The organism is Sphingopyxis sp. 22461 (genome assembly GCF_052044915.1).
Taxonomy (GTDB): domain Bacteria; phylum Pseudomonadota; class Alphaproteobacteria; order Sphingomonadales; family Sphingomonadaceae; genus Sphingopyxis.
Genome location: NZ_JBQENY010000001.1, coordinates 195,847 through 217,497, shown reverse-complemented (window position 1 = coordinate 217,497; position 21,651 = coordinate 195,847). Strand labels below are relative to the sequence as shown.

The 21,651-nt window shown below is 61.2% G+C and carries 17 protein-coding genes; 13 read left to right on the top strand and 4 right to left on the bottom strand.

All coding sequences use genetic code 11. The annotated features are described in order from the left end of the window. Nucleotides 1–225 precede the first annotated feature (225 nt). The 13 genes from ACTJI5_RS01075 to mazG all read left to right on the top strand — a co-directional run bounded on the left by ACTJI5_RS01075 (nucleotide 226) and on the right by mazG (nucleotide 15,996). Entirely contained in the window at nucleotides 226–3,678 is a 3,453-nt protein-coding gene (locus ACTJI5_RS01075) for an RNA-directed DNA polymerase (protein ID WP_440859096.1), read from the top strand. A gap of 71 nt (nucleotides 3,679–3,749) precedes the next feature. Further along, entirely contained in the window at nucleotides 3,750–5,378 is a 1,629-nt protein-coding gene (locus tag ACTJI5_RS01070; RefSeq protein ID WP_440859095.1) for an RNA-directed DNA polymerase, read from the top strand. Then, a complete protein-coding gene (locus ACTJI5_RS01065) occupies nucleotides 5,368–6,120 on the top strand; it encodes a hypothetical protein (protein WP_440859094.1) in 753 nt (250 codons plus the stop codon). The genes ACTJI5_RS01070 and ACTJI5_RS01065 overlap by 11 nt, the downstream gene beginning before the upstream one ends. Before the next feature lie 915 nt (nucleotides 6,121–7,035). Then, entirely contained in the window at nucleotides 7,036–8,031 is a 996-nt protein-coding gene (locus ACTJI5_RS01060; protein ID WP_440859280.1) for a lytic murein transglycosylase, read from the top strand. A gap of 13 nt (nucleotides 8,032–8,044) precedes the next feature. Beyond that, nucleotides 8,045–8,980, top strand: coding sequence for a septal ring lytic transglycosylase RlpA family protein (locus ACTJI5_RS01055; protein WP_440859093.1), 936 nt, complete (start codon nucleotides 8,045–8,047; stop codon nucleotides 8,978–8,980). A gap of 11 nt (nucleotides 8,981–8,991) precedes the next feature. After that, on the top strand, nucleotides 8,992–10,215 hold the full coding sequence (locus ACTJI5_RS01050; protein WP_440859092.1) for a D-alanyl-D-alanine carboxypeptidase family protein: 1,224 nt from the start codon (nucleotides 8,992–8,994) through the stop codon (nucleotides 10,213–10,215). Further along, a complete protein-coding gene (gene tmk / locus ACTJI5_RS01045) occupies nucleotides 10,212–10,829 on the top strand; it encodes a dTMP kinase (RefSeq protein ID WP_440859091.1) in 618 nt (205 codons plus the stop codon). Before ACTJI5_RS01050 ends, tmk begins: the two co-directional genes overlap by 4 nt. Then, a complete protein-coding gene (locus ACTJI5_RS01040) occupies nucleotides 10,820–11,809 on the top strand; it encodes a DNA polymerase III subunit delta' (protein ID WP_440859090.1) in 990 nt (329 codons plus the stop codon). Before tmk ends, ACTJI5_RS01040 begins: the two co-directional genes overlap by 10 nt. Before the next feature lie 38 nt (nucleotides 11,810–11,847). Further along, entirely contained in the window at nucleotides 11,848–13,431 is a 1,584-nt protein-coding gene (gene metG, locus ACTJI5_RS01035) for a methionine--tRNA ligase (protein WP_440859089.1), read from the top strand. After that, nucleotides 13,431–14,207, top strand: a complete 777-nt coding sequence (locus ACTJI5_RS01030; RefSeq protein WP_440859088.1) for a TatD family hydrolase — start codon at nucleotides 13,431–13,433, stop codon at nucleotides 14,205–14,207. Before metG ends, ACTJI5_RS01030 begins: the two co-directional genes overlap by 1 nt. 13 nt (nucleotides 14,208–14,220) lie before the next feature. Next, complete coding sequence (locus ACTJI5_RS01025; RefSeq protein ID WP_056374570.1) at nucleotides 14,221–14,985, top strand: MBL fold metallo-hydrolase; 765 nt, start codon at nucleotides 14,221–14,223, stop codon at nucleotides 14,983–14,985. After that, nucleotides 14,982–15,158, top strand: a complete 177-nt coding sequence (locus ACTJI5_RS01020) for a hypothetical protein (RefSeq protein WP_197411460.1) — start codon at nucleotides 14,982–14,984, stop codon at nucleotides 15,156–15,158. The genes ACTJI5_RS01025 and ACTJI5_RS01020 overlap by 4 nt, the downstream gene beginning before the upstream one ends. Nucleotides 15,159–15,222: 64 nt before the next feature. Next, entirely contained in the window at nucleotides 15,223–15,996 is a 774-nt protein-coding gene (gene mazG / locus ACTJI5_RS01015; RefSeq protein ID WP_440859087.1) for a nucleoside triphosphate pyrophosphohydrolase, read from the top strand. On the opposite strand, the gene hflX is transcribed toward mazG, so the two are convergent. The 4 genes from hflX to ACTJI5_RS00995 all read right to left on the bottom strand — a co-directional run bounded on the left by hflX (nucleotide 15,974) and on the right by ACTJI5_RS00995 (nucleotide 21,602). Further along, nucleotides 15,974–17,263, bottom strand: a complete 1,290-nt coding sequence (gene hflX, locus ACTJI5_RS01010) for a GTPase HflX (RefSeq protein ID WP_440859086.1) — start codon at nucleotides 17,261–17,263, stop codon at nucleotides 15,974–15,976. The genes mazG and hflX overlap by 23 nt on opposite strands. A 59-nt stretch (nucleotides 17,264–17,322) precedes the next feature. Further along, nucleotides 17,323–17,823, bottom strand: a complete 501-nt coding sequence (gene hfq, locus ACTJI5_RS01005) for an RNA chaperone Hfq (protein ID WP_056375239.1) — start codon at nucleotides 17,821–17,823, stop codon at nucleotides 17,323–17,325. 118 nt (nucleotides 17,824–17,941) lie between these two features. Beyond that, a complete protein-coding gene (gene ntrX, locus ACTJI5_RS01000) occupies nucleotides 17,942–19,321 on the bottom strand; it encodes a nitrogen assimilation response regulator NtrX (protein WP_058537938.1) in 1,380 nt (459 codons plus the stop codon). Next, entirely contained in the window at nucleotides 19,311–21,602 is a 2,292-nt protein-coding gene (locus ACTJI5_RS00995; RefSeq protein WP_231732653.1) for a sensor histidine kinase, read from the bottom strand. Before ACTJI5_RS00995 ends, ntrX begins: the two co-directional genes overlap by 11 nt. Between the last annotated feature and the right edge of the window lie 49 nt (nucleotides 21,603–21,651).

Sequence of the window (21,651 nt, the reverse complement as noted above, 5' to 3'; positions counted from 1 at the left end):
CCTACGTTGGAGCAGGTGGCTCAAGAATATGTCCTTGTCCAAGCTTGGAAGAAGTCGGCATCGTACATACGATATCATAATTGGTTTTCGGACACGCTCGAGCTTGATCGGGCTGCCGCTAACCTCCCAGAATTTATATCACAGCTGTCGGACCAGCTTCGATCGGGAAAGTATGAGACGAGCGCATTAAAGCTAGTTCCTGCGCCCAAGAGCCAACGCTGGCATATGGACTCCAACGGGCATTGGGCACCGCAGCTGCCTGGAAAAGCGAAAATCCGTCCTCTTGCGCACGTGTCTCTTCCAGACCAAGTCGCCGCCACTGCGCTGTTGCTTTGCCTTAGTGAGAGGGTCGAGACGGCCCAAGGCGATCCGCGCAACGATTATCGATCCCCTGCAGGGCGACGATCGGTGATGTCATATGGGAACCGGCTGTTCTGTGACCCCATCGAATCTGGCGAACTACTCGTCCATCGTTGGGGTTCATCGAAGTTGTATCGTGCATATTTCCAGGACTATCGGACATTCTTGAATCGTCCGGAGGGCGTGGCCGCCAGCTTTGTCGGCGAGGAACAAGATGTTTTCATCGTCCAGACAGACCTCAAGCAATTCTATGACCGCGTCACGCCCGAGGCCCTTCATGCCAAAATACGGCAGCTACAATCGCCGGGAGATGACGAAAAATTCTTCGATCTCGTCGACAATGTCCTAGACTGGGGATGGGCGGAGCGAGATCAAGTACAGGTCACCCGTTACAAAGAGCGCGCTGGAATACCGGATTTCGAGAGAGTTGCGCTGCCGCAGGGACTCGTTTCTGCGGGGTTTTTCTCGAATATCGTTATGCTGGATTTTGACCGGGCCGTCCTTCGGTCGCTTGGGCAGGAGATCGCAGCTGGCGTGTGGCTGCAAGATGCTTGCCGCTATGTCGACGACATTAGGCTGACGATTAAGACAGCCTCCGGCGTCACAGCCGTCGATGCGCAACTTCGGGTGATGGACTGGGTGGGCCGCATTCTCGACGAACACAGCGCGGGACTCCAAATTGCGCCAGAAAAGACCACCACCGCTTCGTTCGGGGGGCAGGAACAGCCGCTGGTCCGCCAGTCCCGAAAAATGGAGCGCATCCAGACCGCAATCTCCGGGGGCTTCGATGCGAGTGGCGGCGAGGAAGTCATCCAAGCAATCGAAGCACTGGTTCGATCGCAAGTCAGCTTGGGTACATCGACCGATCCGTCACGAGCATCTGCGCTCAAAGCGGTGCCCGACGTGAAGGACGAAACGGTCAGTCGCTTTGCTGCTGGCCGATTCCGAACGACGTACCGATCATTGCGGCCATTGCTGGATGATCGCCCATTTAAAAACCCAGCTGATGCAGGCGAGGAGACGTACAGGCGCACGCGTCTCACCCAAGCTGAGCTGGACGATGATGCCCATGCATTCGCTTTAACGCTGATCGACCGCTGGATTGCCGATCCGTCTAACGTCCGTCTGCTGAGAGTTGCCTTAGACCTTTGGCCATCGCCAGAAATTCTATCAGAAATTCTGAAACTCTTTGAGCCATATCTTGCTGGCGCAATTAGTGTATTCGCTCCACGCCGTATCGTCTATTACTGTTTAGCGGAAATCCTGAGGGCTGGCGCAACGGAGACCGGTTTCATTGAGGATTCGGAATGTTTTCCAGCCAATGTCAATCTTCCGGGCTATCGCCAATTGCTGCTGCAATGTGCGGTCCGCGTCGTGCGCGGCGAGGCGAAGCAAGCGCCTTGGTACCTTGTCCAACAGGCTCTTTTATTTATTGCAGTCCATGACTCTGCTCGCATACGACCGTTGAAGCTGCCAAAATCAAATGGTGTCTATTGGCGAATGATCGCATTCCTCCAAGGCAACCATGCGAAACTCTCGGATCGGGACTTCGCAATATCGGCAGTTGTCAGTCGTCGGTCGTTCTTGTCGAAGGAACGAGCCCTCGATTTGGTCGGCGGATCTTTAACACCCGGCCGGTTCAGTGAAATCGCCGCTAGAGATATTGAATTTGCGCGCGACCTCTACCGGGTAGTGGAGCACCAACTGACTGTTGGGCCTGGGATTGCAGAAGATATTGGAATCAATGGGTGGTCTAGCGCGCCTGATATGCAATCGCTTCAGGAATATGTCCAAAGCAATGGGCCGCTGAATGCTCTTCGTAATGAGATAGGCGTGCTGAGCTTCGCTGAAAAATTTCTGAAAGAGGCGAAGCGCGGGGTCATCCCCCCGATCGTCACGCCTTCTACGATCCAGATTTCGCTCGATGCTGTCGGCTCCTACGCCACCGTAAAGGAGATAGTATTTCGATCCGCGGAAACGACAAAGACATATAAATCGATCTATACCGCGCCTTCATGGGCAGATCAAAGCCAGCGTTGGCGATTTCAGCTGGGTTATCTGCTTCGTTTTATCCTGACGTCGCGGGTGGATTTTAGCCTCCCTGTCCGGTCCCCGTCGTGGAAGGCAGCGGAGCCGTTCTATCGACCCACGCGCGCTCATTGGTTCCAACGTCAATATGGCTTCTACAACGGGCACGAAGCCTTTGGGGATGACTGGCTCCCGATCTCGCAATATACCCAAGATCTCTTGTTCTCGCTTTTGATCTGGCCTGGATGTCGTGAAAGCCAAGTTGGCGGAGACGAGCTTTCGCTCGACGAAACTATTTTGAGTGTCAGCGCTGGGGTTATCGCCGCACGTCAAGCCATCGGCCCGGCGACCGGACTGTTAATGCTTAAGGTCGGCGCTCCAATGCCAGGAACGCGAAAAAATGGCCGCCCGCTTCGGGCATGTGTCGTCCAGTCAATCATGCCAGAAATATCCGATTTTTCGTCTGACGATCTGGAGATGCGCGACGCGAACATTCGACGAAAGCACCGCAAACACTTGTCTACCGCGCTTGCCGCCGTGGAGAAGATGCTGGACCTGCGAGAAACACACAAGCCCGACAATAAAAGGCTCGACTGGCTAATTCTTCCAGAATTGTCCGTTCATCCCGATGACGTCGCCACACACCTCGTACCTTTCGCTCGGGCGTTTAAAACGGCCATTCTTGCGGGAATGATATATGAGCGAGTCATACCAGGACAGCCCTTGGTAAATTCGGCCCTTTGGGTCATTCCTCGAATGGTTGAGGGTCAGGGACTCCAGACGATCGTTCGCAGACAGGGGAAGCAGCATCTGTCGCCTGTCGAACACCCCTTCAACGTACCGAATGAACAGGTTATGGGATTTCGGCCGTGCCAGTGGCTCGTGGGATATGAATGGTCTCCCGACAACGCAAAAGACCCGTTATGGCTGACGGGCTCGGTTTGTTACGATGCGACGGATCTGAAGTTGGCGAGCGATCTTCGTGACGTGTCGGACGTGTTTGCCATCCCCGCACTGAATCGCGATGTCGGGACCTTCGACCAAATGGCTCAGGCGCTGCACTATCACATGTTTCAACTCGTCCTCGTTGCCAATAATGGCGCCTATGGAGGAAGCAACGCGCACCTGCCAAAGGGCGGCCCGCATGTCCGGCAGGTATTCCATACCCATGGTCAACCGCAGGCAACGATCTCGTTCTTCGAGATCGACGATATCGAGGAGATGAAATCGCGACGGATTCACGGTTTAGCGAACCAAGGTGGTTGGAAATATCCTCCGGCAAGCTGTTAGTAGCAGAATCCCCCGCCCACGTTTTTTTGATTTAAAGCCACCAGCGTTCGCAACGTCTGCAAAGGATCAAAATGGTAAAAGTCAAAATCGATCATTTCATTCGGGCGGCGCTTGAGATCGGCAATAGCGGCGACAATGATACGCTTCCTTACGATCTGGATGACGCTTTCATCAAGGACAAGGCCAGCGATCTCGCGATCCTATGTCTGGCGTTTTTCCAGGGCGTCGAAGCGGGGACCGTGGGCAAACCGGTCAACTTTATGAACGGCCTCGCGATAGGATCGGAACGCCTTCTCGTTCCTTCTGGCCCGCATGGCTTTCGTATCACCACCAAGATCCACCCCTTTTGGAACCTTTACTTAAATGGCTTAGGTCTTGCGGTCGCGGAGGCTAATGAAATTCAGAGGAGCGAACGTGCGCACTCTTACAGGCTCGCGGCCCAAGGGCCGGGCTTTTTCGACCGAACCAAATCCTGGCGCGCGTACAAGATCGCGACCTTAAGCGAACCCGGTCTGAGCGACGAGCGGGCAGTCGTCATTCAAACCGATGTCGCGAGCTTCTACGAGCATATCTACCACCATCGCCTTGAAAACGCCGTGAGAGATTTGGCGCCGCGCTCGACATTAGCAATGCAAATCGATCGTATTCTAAGCAAGCTCGCGGCGGGCCGTTCCTTCGGTTTGCCAGTTGGCGGTCAGTGCGCGCGTATCCTCGCAGAAGTGATGATGACCCCCATCGATCGATCTCTCACCGACACCGGGCTCGCTTGGCACCGCTACGTCGACGATTATACTTTGATCTGCCGCTCGCAGCAGGACGCGTACAGAGCATTATCGACGCTGTCGCACGCCTTGGCGGACTACGGTCTTTCGCTAAATCGTAGCAAGACCACCATCTTGAGCGCCAAGCATTATAAGGACTTTGTATCAGCCCAGTTAGGCGAGAACGAAGATTCGAGCGTCGCGCTGCGCGAACTTGACCTTCATTTCGACCCTTACTCAGACAACGCGAGCGCCGAGTATGAGAAGCTCAAACAATCGTTCGAGAAGATCGATATATCCTTTCTGCTAGATCTCGAGCGAGAGAAATCGCAGCCTGACGCCTTCGTACTCGCGCAGATCGGTCGCGCCTTAAAATTCCAGGAGCCAGCTGTCGCGGTCCAATTATGCGCCACGCTACTAGACCCAAACAATCTGGACTCGTTCCGAGCTTCTTGGTCTAAAATCATGCGCGGCGTTTATGCCGTTCGGTCTAATGACCAATTTGCGTCGATTTTCCAAGCACTCGATGCTCTGCTCGATCGTATTCCGTCTGCTGCGGCACATCTACTTGTTCCCGAAGTTAACATGCTGCATTTTTTGAAAGCAATCCGCTTTACAAGAACTGATGTACGCGGTGCTTTCGTGCGACAGACTTTCGATGTGACTGCGTCAGCGTCAGTCCGACGCGCCTGCATCGATTGCTGGAGGCATTGGGGCGACAGATCAAACTTCACGCGTCTGCGAAACCAGTGGACTAATCTCAGCACTGGCGAGCAGCGAATGTTCTGGGTGGCGGCAGGCGCATTCGGCGACGAAGGCATGAAGACGAGAGATCAATTGCGGGGCTCTCTCGGGCAGGCTTGGCAACTCGGTATTGAGGCTGGCTCACCTGGCAGTTTTGCGGCATGTTACGAAGCTTGGGTCAAGCATGCCGTTTAATCGGCTGCCGGCACGGGACCCGAGGACCGTCGCCCGCGACATCCCCGGTGTACTGGATGTCTTGTTTCCGCGCCTTACGGGCGGCCTGGTCAACGCCCTAAACGCAAAGATGTTTACCTTTCCTGGCATCAGCCCAATTCCAGTTGAAATTGTCGAAGCAAGCTGTGTGCAGAAGGCAATGATTTTCGAATTGTCGATGGCGCGTGCCGAAAGCCTTCTTCGTGGAGAACCGGTGGCCTCATGGGAAGATTGCCTCGTGACCGCTTCGAAGCGGCAGCAGCGCCATTTTGACGCCAAGATCCCCAAAAGGCTTGAGCCCGCGGACATCTTGGTGGCCGATCACGCCGCTCGTAATCTGGTGGCAATGCTATGTAGCGTTCAGGCACAGCGGCCGCTTGCCGCTTTGGAACATGCGCCTCTTATTCCCGGCCTGGGCTGGGTGGCATCCGGGAATGGAGACTTTGCAATCGGCCAAATGCTGATTGAGGTCAAGCACGCCGAGCGCAACTTCGGTGCGGGTGATTTTCGTCAAGTCCTGATGTACTGGCTTCTGCGTTACGCGCGGGTGGTCGAGAACAACGGCGATATATGGTCGGAGGTCCTGTTGCTCAATCCACGACGCAATGCGGCGCTCCTCGTGAATTTCGATTATCTTTTGCGCGCCGCATCGGCATCGTCAAATCGTGTTGAACTTGTCGAACTACTGCGCTCCGCAGTTGGGCGGGAACTCGATCGTCGCTGAACAAGCAATGAGTAAATCGGCGATGATACGCTGTTCGACCTTAAGCGATTCAAGACGCGTTTTTGATCTCAGCTCATTCGCACGCGAAATGTGGCAATGGCGGCTTCCGCTGTTTTCACGCCGAAAGCTGGAGTCCGCGGCTCAGATCAACCGCCTCACAGCAATGCTTGCCGAGTTGACCCACAAAACGTCTGTTATCGGTGCGCGATTCCGAGCCAGTCGGGCATTGATCGCTAATCTTGCGCGCATCCAACGTCCCACTTTCGCAACCTCGGGCTGAAAACTGACTGACCGGAGCCGTCCAAATGCGGTAAACGCTAGGTTGTTGGAAGCGGAAAACGATACGAAAACGTGGCGCCCTTGTGCTGGGCGTAACGACCGCTACGGACCTCCGCAGCCAACGCAACGAACGAAGCCTTCATGGGAAACGAGGCTCGCACCGTAAGTTAAGTCAATACGCTCATGTCTCGCGTCGCGGACGTCGAACCGGGGCACAATGATCAGGAGCCGTACTGGGACACCTTTTGAGGTGTTTTGGACTTCGCAATCCATCGCCATCTTCGCAAATTGCGGCCAAGTTCGTAAGCCAAAAGCCGCAGAAATCTAAGATAAACGACAGGCGAGGCGGGGTCATTGGGGTTCTGAGCCCCGCAGATTTGGCGGTTTTCAAGACCGCTGCCTTAAACCACTCGGCCACCTGTCCGCACGGCGTCGCCATAGCGCGTGATGCCCTTGCGGCAAGCGAAACCTTGCCCGTTCGGCCGGCCCCGCGAATGACTCGCTTTGTCTCGCGGCAACCTAGTCAAGCCGCTCGCATCTGTGCGAGACACGTCTTATGGTGGGGACATGATGCACGCTATACGTTTCAGAATCGGACGCCTTTTTACATTTGTCACGGCGTTTCTGTCGGCATGGATGCTCACGGCGTCGGCGCCGCTCCATGCACAGAGTAGCGAGTCGGGCTTCGACACCTATGTCCAGTCGCTTTGGCCGAAGGCGCAGGCGCGCGGCGTGTCGCGCACGACCTTCGACCGGGTGACCGCCGGGCTGACCTACAACCCGCGCGTTGTCGCGCTCGATCGCGACAACCTCGGCAGCCCGCCGAGTCCCAACACGCCGATCCCGGCCTTTGCGCCGTACAGGACCAAGCATGTCGATGCGGCACGCATCGGTGGCGGGCGCCGCGTCCACGACCGGCTGCTCCCGCTCCTGTCGCGCATCGAGCAACGCACGGGCGTTCCGACCAGCATCATGATCGCCATTTACGGCCATGAAACCGCCTATGGCCAGGTCACCGGCAATTTCGATCTGCCCGAAGCGCTCGCAACGCTCGCCTATGAAGGGCGCCGCCGCAGCCTGTTCGAACCCGAACTGATCGCGACGATGGTGATGGTCGAACGCGGCGTCCCGCGCAGCGCCCTCAAGGGCAGCTGGGCCGGGGCGTTCGGTTACCCGCAATTCCTGCCGTCGGTCTATTTGCAGGTCGCCGAGGACGGCGATGGCGACGGCGTCGCGCGCATCTGGTCGAGCGAGGCCGATGCGATCGAATCGATCGGCTCCTACCTTCGCCGCGCCGGGTGGCGCGCCGGGCAGCCATGGGGCGTTGCGGTCACCGTTCCCGCCGGCTTCAACCGCGGCGCGGTCGCCAACCGCCTCGCACCCACGCGTTGCCCGCGTGTTTTCGATCGCCACAGCCGCTGGCGCTCGATGGCCGAATGGCGCGCCGACGGCATCGCGCCGCTCGGGGGCCGCTGGCCCGATGGCAATGTGCAGGCGACGCTTCTCGAACCCGATGGCCCCGGTCGAACCGCTTATTTGCTGACCGGTAACTATCGTGCGATATTGGACTATAATTGTTCCAACTTTTACGCACTGTCTGTGGGGTTGCTGGCGGATGAAATCGATCGTTAGGGGCGGGGGCCTGATGGCCGGAGCGATGCTGATGCTCGCCGGTTGTGGTAGTGTGGATGGCAAGCGCCAAGGTGGGCCGACGGCAAGCCCGACGCCTGCATCTTCAGTCGCGGGCGTGGCCGATGTGCCGGTCAAGGTCGGCGATCCCTATTCGGTCGGCGGCGTGACCTATACGCCCGCAGATATCCCCGACTATGACGATGTCGGCTATGCCAGCTGGTATGGCGAGGAACTCGCAGGGCAACCCACCGCGAATGGCGAGACTTTCGATCCCGCGGGCATATCGGCAGCGCACAAGACGCTGCCGCTGCCGAGCTACGTCGAGGTTACTGCGCTCGATACCGGACGGACGATCCTGGTGCGCGTCAACGACCGCGGCCCGATGGTCGGCGACCGCCTGATCGACCTGTCGCGCGGCGCTGCCGAACAATTGGGCCTCACTGACGGCGTCGCCGCGGTCCGCGTCCGCCGCACCAATCCGCCCGCGGCCGAACGCGCGCAGCTTCGTTCCGGCAAGCCCGTTCCCGAACGCATTGCGACGCCCGAATCGCTGCTGGCGATCCTGCGCAGCAAGGCCAAGGCGCTGCCGGTGCCCAAGACCGCGGTCGCTGCGGCGACGCCGGTCGCCGCTCAGCCCGCCGCGCCGATAGCATCGGGCAAGGCCAAGCCCGGTGACGACCGCTTCGTCGTCGAAGGTCCGGGGACGACAAAACCCGCACCCAAGCCCGCTGCCGCGGTCGCGGGAAAATACGCCATCCAGGTCGGAGCGTTCAGCAGCGAGACCCGTGCCAATGCGGCCGCCAAGTCGGTCAGCGGCCATGTCACCAAGGCAGGCAATCTGTGGCGCGTGCGCGTCGGCCCCTTCGCAAGCGACGCCGAAGCGCGAGGCGCCCTCGGCAAAGTCAAAGCCAAAGGCTTCCGCGACGCGGTGGTCCAGCGCGACCGCTGACGAGCCTGCGCGTGGGGAAGCCAGGCATCTTAGTGAAGGGCGGGGCGGCCGGTCTGACCGCGCTTGCGCTGACGCTGGCTTTTCCGGCAGCGTCGGCAGGCGATACCCGCCCCAAGAGCGCGCCGGTCAGTCGCCCGCTCTACGTCACGCAAGCGCCAATCGTGATGCTCAAGGATCTCGATTCGGGCGCGATCCTCTTTTCGCGCGGCGCCGACAAGCGTTTTGCCCCGGCGTCGATGGCGAAGGTGATGACCGCCTATGTCGTGCTCGACCTGATCAAAAAGGGCGAACTTGCGCGCGACAAGCAATTCACCGTCAGCGAGGCGACATGGAAGAAGTGGAACGGCAGCACCGGCGGGTCGACGATGTTCCTGCGCCCGAACGAAAAAGTCTCGGTCGACGAATTGCTCAAAGGATTGATCACCGTCTCGGGCAATGACGCCGCCGCGGTCCTTGCGGTCGGCATCGACGGAAGCGAGAATGCATTCGCCAAAAGAATGAACGTCGTAGCGGCCAAAATTGGGATGGCATCGAGTCGCTTCGGAACGCCGAGCGGCTGGCCCGACGGCGGGGTCACCAAGGTCAGCGCCGCCGACCTGATCACGCTCGCCGACCGGCTGATCCGCGACCATCCCGAGGGCTATAGTCGATATTTCTCGCTGCCGAAGCTTCAGCACGGCAAGTCGCCCGAGGGCAAGCCGATCATCCAGCCCAACCGCAACCCCATTCTCGGGCGTTTCGAGGGGGCCGACGGCCTGAAAACCGGCCACACCGCCGAAGCCGGCTATTGCTTCCTCGGTTCGGCGAAGCGGAACGGCCGCCGCCTGATCATGGTGGTCGCCGGCATGAGCAGCGAAAAAGCGCGGCGCGACGAGGCCGAACGGCTGATGAAATGGGGCTTCGAGGAATGGGAGGGGCGGGAACTTGTCCCCGCAGGCGCCAGCCTCGGCCGGATCGATGTCCGAAAGGGAGCGCTTCCCGCGGTCGCCACCCAGGCCGGGATCGCGGTGCGGATGACGGTTCCCAAGGGCTATGAGGGCAGCTATCGCGCGGTGATGCGCACACGAGCCCCCATTGCCGCGCCGCTCATTCGCGGGACGCCGGTCGCCGACCTCGTCGTCACGCCCGACGGCCTGCCGCCACAAACGACGCCGCTAATCGCCGCCACCGATGTCGCCGAGGGCGGCGTGTGGGCGCGCGCACGAACAGGGTTTTACCGGCTGACCGGGCTGTGACTGGGCGGTTCATCACGCTCGAGGGCGGCGAAGGGGTCGGTAAATCCACCCAGATTCGCGCGCTCACGGCTGCGCTCGAGGCGCGCGGCATCGAAACCGTCGCGACCCGCGAACCCGGCGGCAGCGCGGGCGCGGAGGCGATCCGCGCCCTGCTGATGGAAGGAAGCGACGACCGCTGGGATGCGCGCAGCGAGGCCCTGCTATTCGCCGCTGCGCGCGCCGACCATGTCGCGCGGACGATCCGTCCTGCGCTTGAAAGCGGCGCGTGGGTGCTCTGCGACCGTTTCGTCGATTCGAGCCGCGCCTATCAGGGCGGCGGTGGCGGAATCACCGACGCCGACCTCCTGACGCTGCACGGATTCGGTTCGATGGGCTTGATGCCCGACCGTACCTTCCTGCTCACCGTCAGCGCCGACGAGGCGGCACGGCGGTTGACCGAACGCGGCGGGAGCGACCGCATGGGTAACAAGCCCGCCGACTACCAGACGCGGCTCGCGGCGCGCTTTGTCGAAATGGCGAAAGCCGAACCCGCGCGATGGCGGATCGTCGATGCAGATGCGGCGGCATCGGACGTCACCGCCGCGATCCTCGCCGAACTCTCCGAATGGCTGTGATGATCGGTCATCAGGACGCCGAAAAGGCTTTTCTCGAAGCGTGGCAAGGCGGTCGCCTCCATCACGCATGGCTCCTCGCCGGACCGCTGGGAATGGGAAAGGGCCTATTTGCCGAACGCGTCGCGCGCTTTCTCGTGACCCATGGGCGCGGCGGTGACGGGCAGTCGGTGACGCTCGACGACCGCGGAGACGACGCCGCGGCCCGGCTGGTCGACGCCGGAAACCATCCCGAGATCCTCCGCCTCGCGCGCCAGCCGAAGGACAAAGCGAAAGAACTCGCCCGCAACATCACGATCGAACAGATCCGGCAGATGATCCGCCGTCTGCACCTCTCGCTGTCGCTCGGCGAGTGGCGCGTGATCATTGTCGACGCGGTCGACGATCTCGAAACCGATGGCGCCAACGCGCTGCTCAAGACACTCGAGGAACCGCCGGCAAAAACGCTGTTCCTGCTCGTCAGCCATTCGCCGGGGCGCTTGCTCCCGACGATCAGGTCACGATGCAGAATGCTTCGTTTTCAACCGGTTGAACGTGACGTCATGACACCGTGGCTGCACGAACTGCGGCCCATGCTGGAGATGGCCGAAGTGCGCGCGATCGTCGCCGCATCGGGCGGCGTACCAGGCAAGGCGCTCGCGCTGATCGACAGCGATGTCGCGGTGATGGAAAAGAAGCTGCTCGCCATTGCGACGAGCGGAGATCCGGAAAACCGGCTGCGCGAGGCGCTTGCGCGCGAGGTCGGCGGAACCAGCAATCGCGCCCGTCTTGAACTGGTGATCGACATTGTTCCCGGGCTGCTTGCTCGCCTGGCGCGCGAACGGCCGGTGGCCGAGATCGCACCGATCCTCGCGCAGTGGGACCGCGTCCAGCGCACCGTCCGCGATGCGATCCGGGGTTCCTACGACGGCGCGATGGTCGGCTTCGAAATCGGCAATTGCCTCGCCGAATTGGCGCCGAGGACGGGTCAGGCAGCACGCTGACGCTTTCCCTCGCGCGCGCCAGCGGCTAAGGCGCGGCCATGTCCGAAAACACCGAACCTTTCTATATCACCACGGCGATCAGCTACCCCAATGGCCGTCCGCATATCGGCCACGCTTACGAGGCGATCGCGACCGACGTTATGGCCCGTTTCCAGCGCGCGCGGGGCCGCGACGTGCGGTTGATCACCGGCACCGACGAACATGGGCTGAAGATGTTCCAGACCGCGCGCGACCAGGGCCGCGCGACGATCGATCTCGCCGACGAAATGTCGGCATATTTCCGTGAGATGTATGCCAGACTGAATATCAGTTATGACAATTTCATGCGCACGTCGGATGCCGCGCATCACACAGCGTCGCAGGCGATCTGGAAAGCCATGGAAGCGAATGGCGATCTTTATCTCGATCGCTACGAGGGCTGGTATTCGGTCCGCGACGAGGCTTTTTACGACGAAAGCGAACTGACCGACGGGGAAGGGGGCGTCCGCCTCTCACCGCAGGGCACGCCGGTCGATTGGACCGTCGAGGAAAGCTGGTTCTTCCGCCTGTCCCGATATCAGGACAGGCTGCTCGCGCTCTACAACGACCAGCCCGATTTCATCCGCCCTGAAAGCCGTCGCAATGAGGTGCTGCGCTTCGTCGAAGGCGGTCTCAAGGACCTCAGCGTCTCGCGCACCAGCTTCGATTGGGGCGTGCCGGTGCCGGGTTCACCGGGACATGTGATGTATGTGTGGGTCGACGCGCTCACTACCTATCTGTCGGGACTGGGCTATCCCGACCCGAATAGCGATTTCGGAAAATTCTGGCCGGCGAATATCCACATGATCGGCAAGGATATCGTGCGCTTTCATACGGTTTACTGGCCGGCTTTCCTGATGAGCGCAAAGCTGCCCTTGCCCAAGCAGGTGTTCGGCCACGGCTTCCTGCTCAACCGCGGCGAGAAAATGTCGAAGTCGCTCGGCAACGTTGTCGACCCGATGGCGCTCGCCGATCAGTTCGGGGTCGACGCGCTGCGCTATTATCTCCTTCGCGAAGTCAGCTTTGGCCAGGACGGCACCTATTCGGCCGAGGCGATCGTGCGCACCGCGAACGCCGATCTCGCGAACAGCTTCGGCAATCTCGCCCAGCGTAGCTTGTCGATGATTTTCAAGAATTTAGATGGCAGGCTTTCCGTCGACTATATGCCCGCGCAGGACGACAACGACCTGCTCGCCGATCTCGGCGACATGGCAGCAGTCCGGTTGCCGCGCGAGTTCGAACATCTCGCCTTCTCGATCGGCATCGAAGACTGGATCCGGGCGGTCTTCGCCTGCAATCAATATGTCGACACGCAAGCGCCCTGGGCGCTGCGCAAGACCGATCCCGAACGCATGCGCGCGGTGCTGATGACCTTGTTCCAAGCCGTGCGTACGCTGGCGATCGCGATCCGGCCCGTCGTCCCGGCAGCGGCGGACAAATTGCTCGACCAGATGGGCATCGCCGCCGACGCGCGCGACTTCTCCGCATTGGAGGATCGGGACTGGCTAGTGAAACTGGCCGCCAGCGGCTTCACCGTCGGACAGCCCGTGCCGATCTTCCCCCGTCTCGAACTGCCCGAGGGTGAAGGGGAAGGGGAGGCGTAATGCTCGTCGATTCGCACTGTCACCTCAACTACAAGGGCTTGGCCGAGCAGCAGGGCGAGGTGCTGGAGCGCGCCCGCGCGATGGGCGTGACCGCGATGCTCAATATCGCGACGCGCGAAAGCGAGTGGGACGATGTGCTCGCCGCCGCCGAAGCGAATGGCGATGTGTGGGCGAGCGTCGGCATCCATCCGCACGACGCCGACCATCATCCCGACGTCGATACCGCGAAGCTCGTCGAACGCGCGGCGCATCCGCGCGTGATCGGGATCGGCGAGACCGGGCTCGACTATTATTATGACAAGAGCGACCGCGCGCGGCAGCAGGACAGCTTTCGCCGTCATATTCACGCGTCGCAGCAAACCGGCCTGCCAATCATCGTTCACACGCGCGATGCCGAAGCGGATACGTTGGCGCTGCTCGGCGAAGAGATGGGCAGGGCGACTTTCCCCGGCGTGATCCACTGCTTTACCGCGAGCGACGATTTTGCCCATAAGGCGCTCGACCTTGGGCTCTTCATCTCGATTTCGGGCATCGTCACGTTCAAGAACGCCGCCGATCTCCAGGCCACGGCCAAGTGGTTGCCGCAGAACCGACTGCTGATCGAAACCGATTCCCCCTTCCTCGCCCCCGTCCCGCATCGCGGCAAAACCGGCGAGCCCGCCTTTGTTGCCGATACACTCGCGTTCCTCGCCAAGCTGCGCGGCGACGACGAAGACGCGCTGGCCGCCGCGACGAGCGCCAATTTTTACGCGCTTTTCAACAAGGCGCGGCCATGACATTCCACGCATCATGAGGTTGAGAATCCTCGGCTGCGGGACGTCTTCGGGTGTTCCGCGGATCGGCAACGACTGGGGGCAGTGCGATCCCGACAATCCACGCAACCTGCGCAGCCGGGCGTCGATCATGGTGTCGCTCGGCGGCTTTCGTATCCTCGTCGACACCAGTCCCGATATGCGGTTGCAACTGCTCGATGCCGGCGTGGGCGAAATCGATGCCGTCATCTGGACCCACGAACATGCCGACCATACGCACGGCCTCGACGATCTGCGCCAGGTCATGCACCTGCGCCGGTCGGCCGTTCCTGTTTATGCGCGCGACCATGTGCTCGACATCCTCAAATGGCGCTTCACCTATGCCTTCGCGGGCAATGCCGGCTATCCGGCGTCGGTCGATCCAATCGACCTGCAAGATCATCAGTCGATCGGTCCCATTGAAGTGTCGGCGATCGAAATGCCGCACGGGCCGATCAAGGCCAGCGGCCTGATCTTCAGCGATGGTGCGCATAAGATCGCCTATGCTACTGATTTTTCAAAGTTTACTGACGAAATGGTCGACTTCTTCCAAGGCGTCGACCTGTTCGTTATCGATGCGCTGCGCCGCTATCCGCATCCGACACATCCGCATCTGGCCATGACGCTCGAAGGTCTTGCCAAGGTCGGCAATCCGCGCGCAATCATCACGCATATGGACAACACGATGGATTATGACGACCTTGCGGCCGAATTGCCGCCGGGTGTCGAACCGGGATATGACGGGCTGGAGGTGCAGCTATGAGTGGTGACACGACGGTTCAGATCCTGTGGTTCGCGGGCGCGTTCGCATTGGTCCTGAGTTCTTTGCTGGCACGGCGCTTGCCGATGGCCGACTGGCTCAAGATGGCGCTGGCGTGGGTTGCGATCTTTGGGCTCGTATTCCTCGTCATCCGCACGTGGCAGACGGTGACGTAGCAAGAAGCCTTTCCTCTTCTGAATTCCAGAACATTTAACATAATATATATTATCGGATAACTCTATGGCCGAGACGGCAGCCCAATCCCCCATCGACCGCCTGCTCGCCATCATGCGCCAGTTGCGCAATCCCGATGGCGGCTGCGAATGGGATCTGGCGCAGGATTTCTCGACCATCGCGCCCTACACGATCGAAGAAGCCTATGAGGTCGCCGATGCCATTGCCGGCGGCGATCCTGCCGAGATTTGCGACGAGCTTGGCGACCTTCTGCTCCAGGTCGTCTTTCACAGCCAGATTGCGGCCGACGACGGCCTGTTCGGTTTCGACGATGTCGCCAATGCCATCAGCAACAAGATGGAGCGGCGCCATCCGCATATTTTCGGCGGCGGCAAGACGACCGACGTCCGGTTGCAGTGGGAGCAGATCAAGGCGGCCGAACGCGCGTCGGACGGGCCGACGAGTGCGCTCGCCGGGGTCGCGCTATCGCTTCCCGCGCTGCTGCGTGCGCAAAAGCTGCAAGGACGCGCCGCGCGTGTCGGCTTCGACTGGCCCGACACAGAGGGCCCCCTCGACAAGATCGCCGAAGAGCTTGTCGAGGTTGCGGGCGCAGCAAATGATGCCGAACGACACGAAGAGGTCGGCGACCTCCTGTTCGCGGTGGTCAATTACGCGCGCCACCTTGGCGTCGATGCCGAAGGCGCGCTGCGCGACGCCAACGTGAAATTCGCGCGCCGCTTTGCGGCGATGGAAGCGCGTGCCGGCGGCAGCCTGTCGGGGCTTTCGCTCGACGTGCAGGAAAGCCATTGGCGGGCAGTCAAGGTGTCGGAACGTCCGTAGAGGGCCATAGCCGCTCGAACCGCGCGCTATCGGCAGGATCGAGCCGGACGGTCAACACATGCCCCTCGGCTTCGGGCTCGTCCGCCAGCACTTCGCCGCGCGCGTGAAGCCACGCCGCCGCTTCGCCCTGGCTATAGGTCAGATAGATGCGCTGCACCTTGTGCAGCGCGGTCAATTGTGACGCCATAAGGGTACGCGCGGCTTCGACGCCCTCGCCCGTTACGGCCGATATGATTGCAACGTCGGGGCGCCGCGCTGCCATTTCTTCAATGTCCGCCCGGCGGCCGCTATCGGCGGTGTCGATCTTGTTCCAGATTTCAATTTGCTGGATCACCGGCGGCGCATCGCCCTCCTCCCCATCCTGCGGCCCGTTGACACCGAGCGAGTTCAGAATGGCGCGCACGTCATCATATTGCGCTTCGCTGTCGGGATGGGCGATGTCGCGGACATGGACGATGAGGTCGGCGGTGGTGACTTCCTCCAGCGTCGCGCGGAACGCCGCGACCAGTTCGGTCGGCAGGTCAGAGACAAAGCCCACCGTGTCGGACAGGATCGCCTTGTCAATGCCGGGCAGCCGGATTTCGCGCATCGTCGGGTCGAGCGTCGCGAAAAGCATATCTTCCGCCATGACGTCACTTCCGGTCAACCGATTGAAGAACGTCGATTTTCCGGCATTGGTATAGCCGACGAGCGCGACCACGGGCCAAGGTGCGCGCTGCCGTTTCGATCGCTGCAGTTGGCGCGTTCTCCGGGCATCCTCGAGGCTGCGCCGGATGCGTGCCATGCGGTTGCGGATAATCCGCCGGTCGGCCTCGATCTGCGTTTCGCCGGGTCCGCCGAGGAAGCCGAAACCGCCGCGCTGGCGTTCAAGGTGCGTCCAGCTACGCACCAGCCGCCCTGCCTGATAATCGAGATGCGCGAGCTCGACCTGCAGCCGCCCCTCGGCGGTCGCGGCGCGCTCGCCGAAGATTTCGAGGATCAGGCCCGTGCGGTCGATCACCTTCGTCCCGAACGCCGTCTCGAGATTGCGCTGCTGGATCGGGCTGAGCGCCGCATCGACGACGACCAGCTGCACATTCTTTGCCGCGATATCAGGCGTGATCGCGTCGATCTGTCCGACGCCGAGCAAAGTCGCGGCACGCGTCTGACGAAGTCGAAGCGTATGCACCGCGACGACGTCGAGCCCGATCGCGAGCGCGAGTCCCCTCGCCTCCTCGGCGCGCGCGTCGAGGTCGCGCGCGAGGCGCTGGCTATGCCATTCGGGCACGACGATAAGCGCGGCGGCGCCGCGCGTTACCTCGTCTTCATTGTCGATTATCGGGTCGATCAGGCGTTGTCCGCTTCTGCGTCCGGCTCGCTGTCGGTCAGGTTGATCGGGCCGTTCGGCTGAACGGTCGAAATCGCATGCTTGTAGACGAGCTGAACCTGGCGCTCGCGCTCGAGCAGCATACAGAACAGGTCGAACGCAACGATATCGCCCTGCAGCATCACGCCGTTGACGAGGAACATCGTCACCGACTCGTCCGACTTGCGCACGGCGTTAAGGAACACGTCCTGCAACGCCTTGCCCTTGCTCGCCGGCGCATCGCGCAGATTGTCGCCGAGCAGCGACAGGTCGAAATCGTGCGACGGCATCACCGTCGAGATCGCGTGCTTGTAGACAAGCTGTGACTGTCCGTCACGGCGGAGCAGCAGCGAGAAGTTGTCGAACCAGGTGATGATGCCCTGCAGTTTTACACCCTTGACCAGAAACATGGTCACCGGGGTCTTGCTCTTGCGGAGGGCGTTGAGGAAAATATCCTGGAGATTCTGATTTTTATCGGACACATTTGCCTCCTGTTTTTGGCGGTTAAACCGCGGGTACGGCGCCGGTTTTCCGGCTTTCAAGACCTTCTTTGCAAACGCAATATGCGGCAAAGGGCGCGCAAGGTCTAGCGCAAAGCCGCTATCCCTCGCCGTCCGAACTCTCGGTAAGCCCCAAAAGTTTCAGTTTGCGGTGCAGCGCCGAGCGCTCCATGCCGATAAAGGTCGCGGTGCGCGAAATATTGCCCGAAAAGCGGTTGATCTGGATGCGCAGATATTCGCGCTCGAAATTCTCGCGCGCTTCCTTCAGCGGAATCGCGGTGATCGATTCCGAATGGGGCAAGATGTCGGTTCCGCCGCGCACCAGTTCGGACGGCAGCATGTCGGCGTCGATCCGCGCCAGGCGGTCGCTCGGCGCCAAAATCATCACGCGTTCGATCACGTTGCGCAGTTCGCGAACATTGCCCGGCCACTCATGTGCCTGGAGCGCGGCCATGGCCTCGGAACTGATTTCGGGCGGCGCGACGCGGCGGTCGGCGGCATAACGACGGATATAATGATCGCAGAGGCTGGCGATATCGTCGCGCCGCTCACGCAGCGGCGGGATGTGGACGGGCACGACGTTCAGCCGGTAATAAAGGTCTTCGCGAAAACGGTTTTCGGCAATTTCGGTCATCAGGTCGCGGGCCGATCCCGAAATGATGCGGACATCGACGCGGATCATCGTGCGACCGCCCACGCGGGTGAAGCTCTGGTCGGTCAGGACGCGCAAGATCTTGCCCTGCGTCGTCAGCGGCATGTCGGCGACCTCGTCGAGGAACAGGGTGCCGCCATGCGCCTGTTCGAGCAGCCCGACGCGGATCGAGCCGTCCTCGGCTTCGGACCCGAACAATTCGGTCTCGACCGTCTCGGGGTCCATTCGCGCCGACGAAATGACGCGGAACGGCGCGTTCTGCCGCCCGCTCCATCCGTGCAGCACGCGCGCGGCGACCTCCTTGCCGACGCCGGGCGCACCCGTGATCAGCACGCGGCTCCCCGTCCCCGCCACGCGCTTCAGCGTCGCGCGGACATTGTTGATCGCGGCGCTGGTGCCGGTCAGTTCGTCCGACGGGCCTGCCTTCTCGCGCAATTGCTCATATTCGAACTTCAGCCGCTCATTCTCGGTCGCGCGCGCGACGAGGTGGAGCAGGCGCGAGGCTTCGAACGGCTTTTCGATGAAATCGAACGCGCCCCGGCGGATCGCCGCAACCGCGGTGTCGAGCCCGCCATGGCCCGAGATGACGATGATCGGCAGCGTCGGATCGAACGCCTTGATCGCCTCGACCAGCCCCAGCCCGTCGAGCCGCGAACCTTGCAGCCATACGTCGATCAGCGCTAGCGACGGCCGTCGCTGGCGGATCGCTTCCAGCGCGGAATCGCTGTCCGACGCGGTGCGCGCCTCATAACCTTCGTCTTCCATGACGCCGGCGACGAGGTCGCAAATGTCGCGTTCGTCGTCGACGATCAGAATATCAAGCGCCATGATCTTCTCTGTCCTGCCGGTTCCGGATGCGTCCGGGAACCGATTCACTATGCCCCATGCCTTGTTCCCCGCCCTTGCCGGCCAACGGCCGCAGCCGGTCGGGGTGGAGCGTCAGCGTGACGCACGTCCCCTGCCCCGCCGGATTGTCCGAAAATTCAAGTTCGCCATAATGTTGCTCGACGATCTTCTTGACGATCGCGAGTCCGAGGCCCGTCCCGCCCTGGCGCGTCGTCATATAGGGCTCGGCAATGGCGTCGCGCGCTTCCGGCAGCCCGATGCCGTCGTCGGAGACGCGAATGACGATCTCGCCATCCGCGCCGGAAAAAAGTTCGGCCGCCACATGCCCGGTGACAGGCGCATCTGAATTTTTATATTTTTCTTCAATTGCTTCTACCGCGTTTTTGACAATGTTCGTCATGGCTTGCGACAACAGACGACGATCGCAGACAAGCGGTTCGATCTCTGCCGGCGTTTTGACGGCGAACGCGATGTCGGGCTTTGCGACTTCGAACAGGAACACCGTCTGGCGCAGGATATCGCGGACATCCTCGACCCCGAAGGTCGGTTTCGGCATCCGGGCAAAACTGGAAAATTCGTCGACCATGCGCCGCATGTCGTGTACCTGCCGGATCACCGTGTCGGTGAGCTTGCGGAAGGTGGCACTATCGCCCTCGACCTTGTCGCCAAACCGCCGCTGGAGGCGCTCGGCCGCGAGCTGGATCGGGGTGAGCGGGTTCTTGATCTCGTGCGCGATGCGCCGCGCCACGTCGGACCAGGCCGCGCGGCGCTGATCGAGCAATTGCTGCGTAATGTCCTCGAAACTCAGGACAAAGCCATCGCCCTGCGCCACCGCTTTCGCCGCGAGCGTCGCGGGTTCGGCATCCTTGCGCGATAGCTGAACGATCGCCTCGCGCTCGTCGCTGATCAGCAGGCGCGCCAGTTCGGGCGCGACATCGTCGAGAGGTTGGCCCGTCAGGCATTCGGCCGACTGGCAAATCAAGCGCTCGGCGGCGGCATTGGCGAGCAGGATGCGGTGATCGGCATCGACCGAGACCACCGCCGACGACACGCCGCTCAGCACCGCCTCGATAAAGCTGCGCCTGGCTTCGAGCTGCTCGTTCACGCTGACGAGCGCGCCGGTCTGGCCCTGCAACTGCTCGGTCATCCGATTGAAAGCACGCGTCAGGACCGCGATTTCGTCGTCGCGTGCCGGCGGAGTAACTCGGACCGACAGATCGCCGCCCGCCGCGGTTCGCGTCGCTCCGATCAATGTGCCGAGGGGACGAACGATACGGTCCGCAACCACGATCGCCGCTATGACGGCAAGCGCGAGAAGCAGCAATGAACCAAGATAGAGGGCGCCGTTGAATTGCAGCTGGAGCTGCTGCGAGCGGTCGAACAGGCTGTTATAGTCGGCTAGAACCGCGCTCGCGCGCGCCGACTGTTGGAATCCCGGGACGTTGGTGTCGCGCGAGGCATAGACATAGGCGCGATCGGTGCCGGGCAGCCGCGCCGCAGCTTCGATTCGGGTAGGCTGGCGAACAACGACGACATCCTCGCCCGCATCGAGGCGGCCGACCATCGCCGAACCAAGGCGGGCTTCGGCCGCCCTGTCGTCGGGGTTGATCGCCGTCGCGGTGCGCGCGACGCCGTCCCTGCCGATTTCGATGATCGCCGATTCATTGAGGCTGCGCACCACAACTTGCTGCAAATAATAATTGCTGAAGGCCGGGCTATCGATCGGAACCAGGCTCAATTGTTTGCCAAGGTCGGTTGCCATCGCATAGGTGTTCGCGCCGACCTGGCGCTGGTTTTCCTGATAATATCCCTCGGCAAGATTGGCGGCATTTTCGAACATGCCGCGCGACCGGTCCGAAAACCAGAAATCGACGCCGAACTGAAACAGCAGCGAGGCGAAAATCACGACGAGCAAGGTCGGCGCCGCGGCAATCAACGAAAAGAGCGCGACGAGCCGGACATGGAGGCGGCCGTTGCCGCCCGCCATCGACCGCACGGCCCGCGCGCGCGCAACGCGGCTGCCGATGAGCACGATCAATGCCATCGCCGGCACGAGATTGACGACCATGATCGCGGCCACCAGCGCAGGGGTCAGCAGCCGCTCGCTCTGCGCATCACCCGTCACAAAGATGTAGGTTGCGATGGCAACGCTGATGATGATGGCGAGCGTATAATATTCCGGGGCCGCGAAGCGCCAGAAACCCGAACGCACTTCTTGGCCGTCCGAATCCATGTCGAGAGCCAGAGTGGGGGATTGCGTCATTGTTGCCACGCTACGACAATCCTGTTGCATAGAAAACACACAATCTACG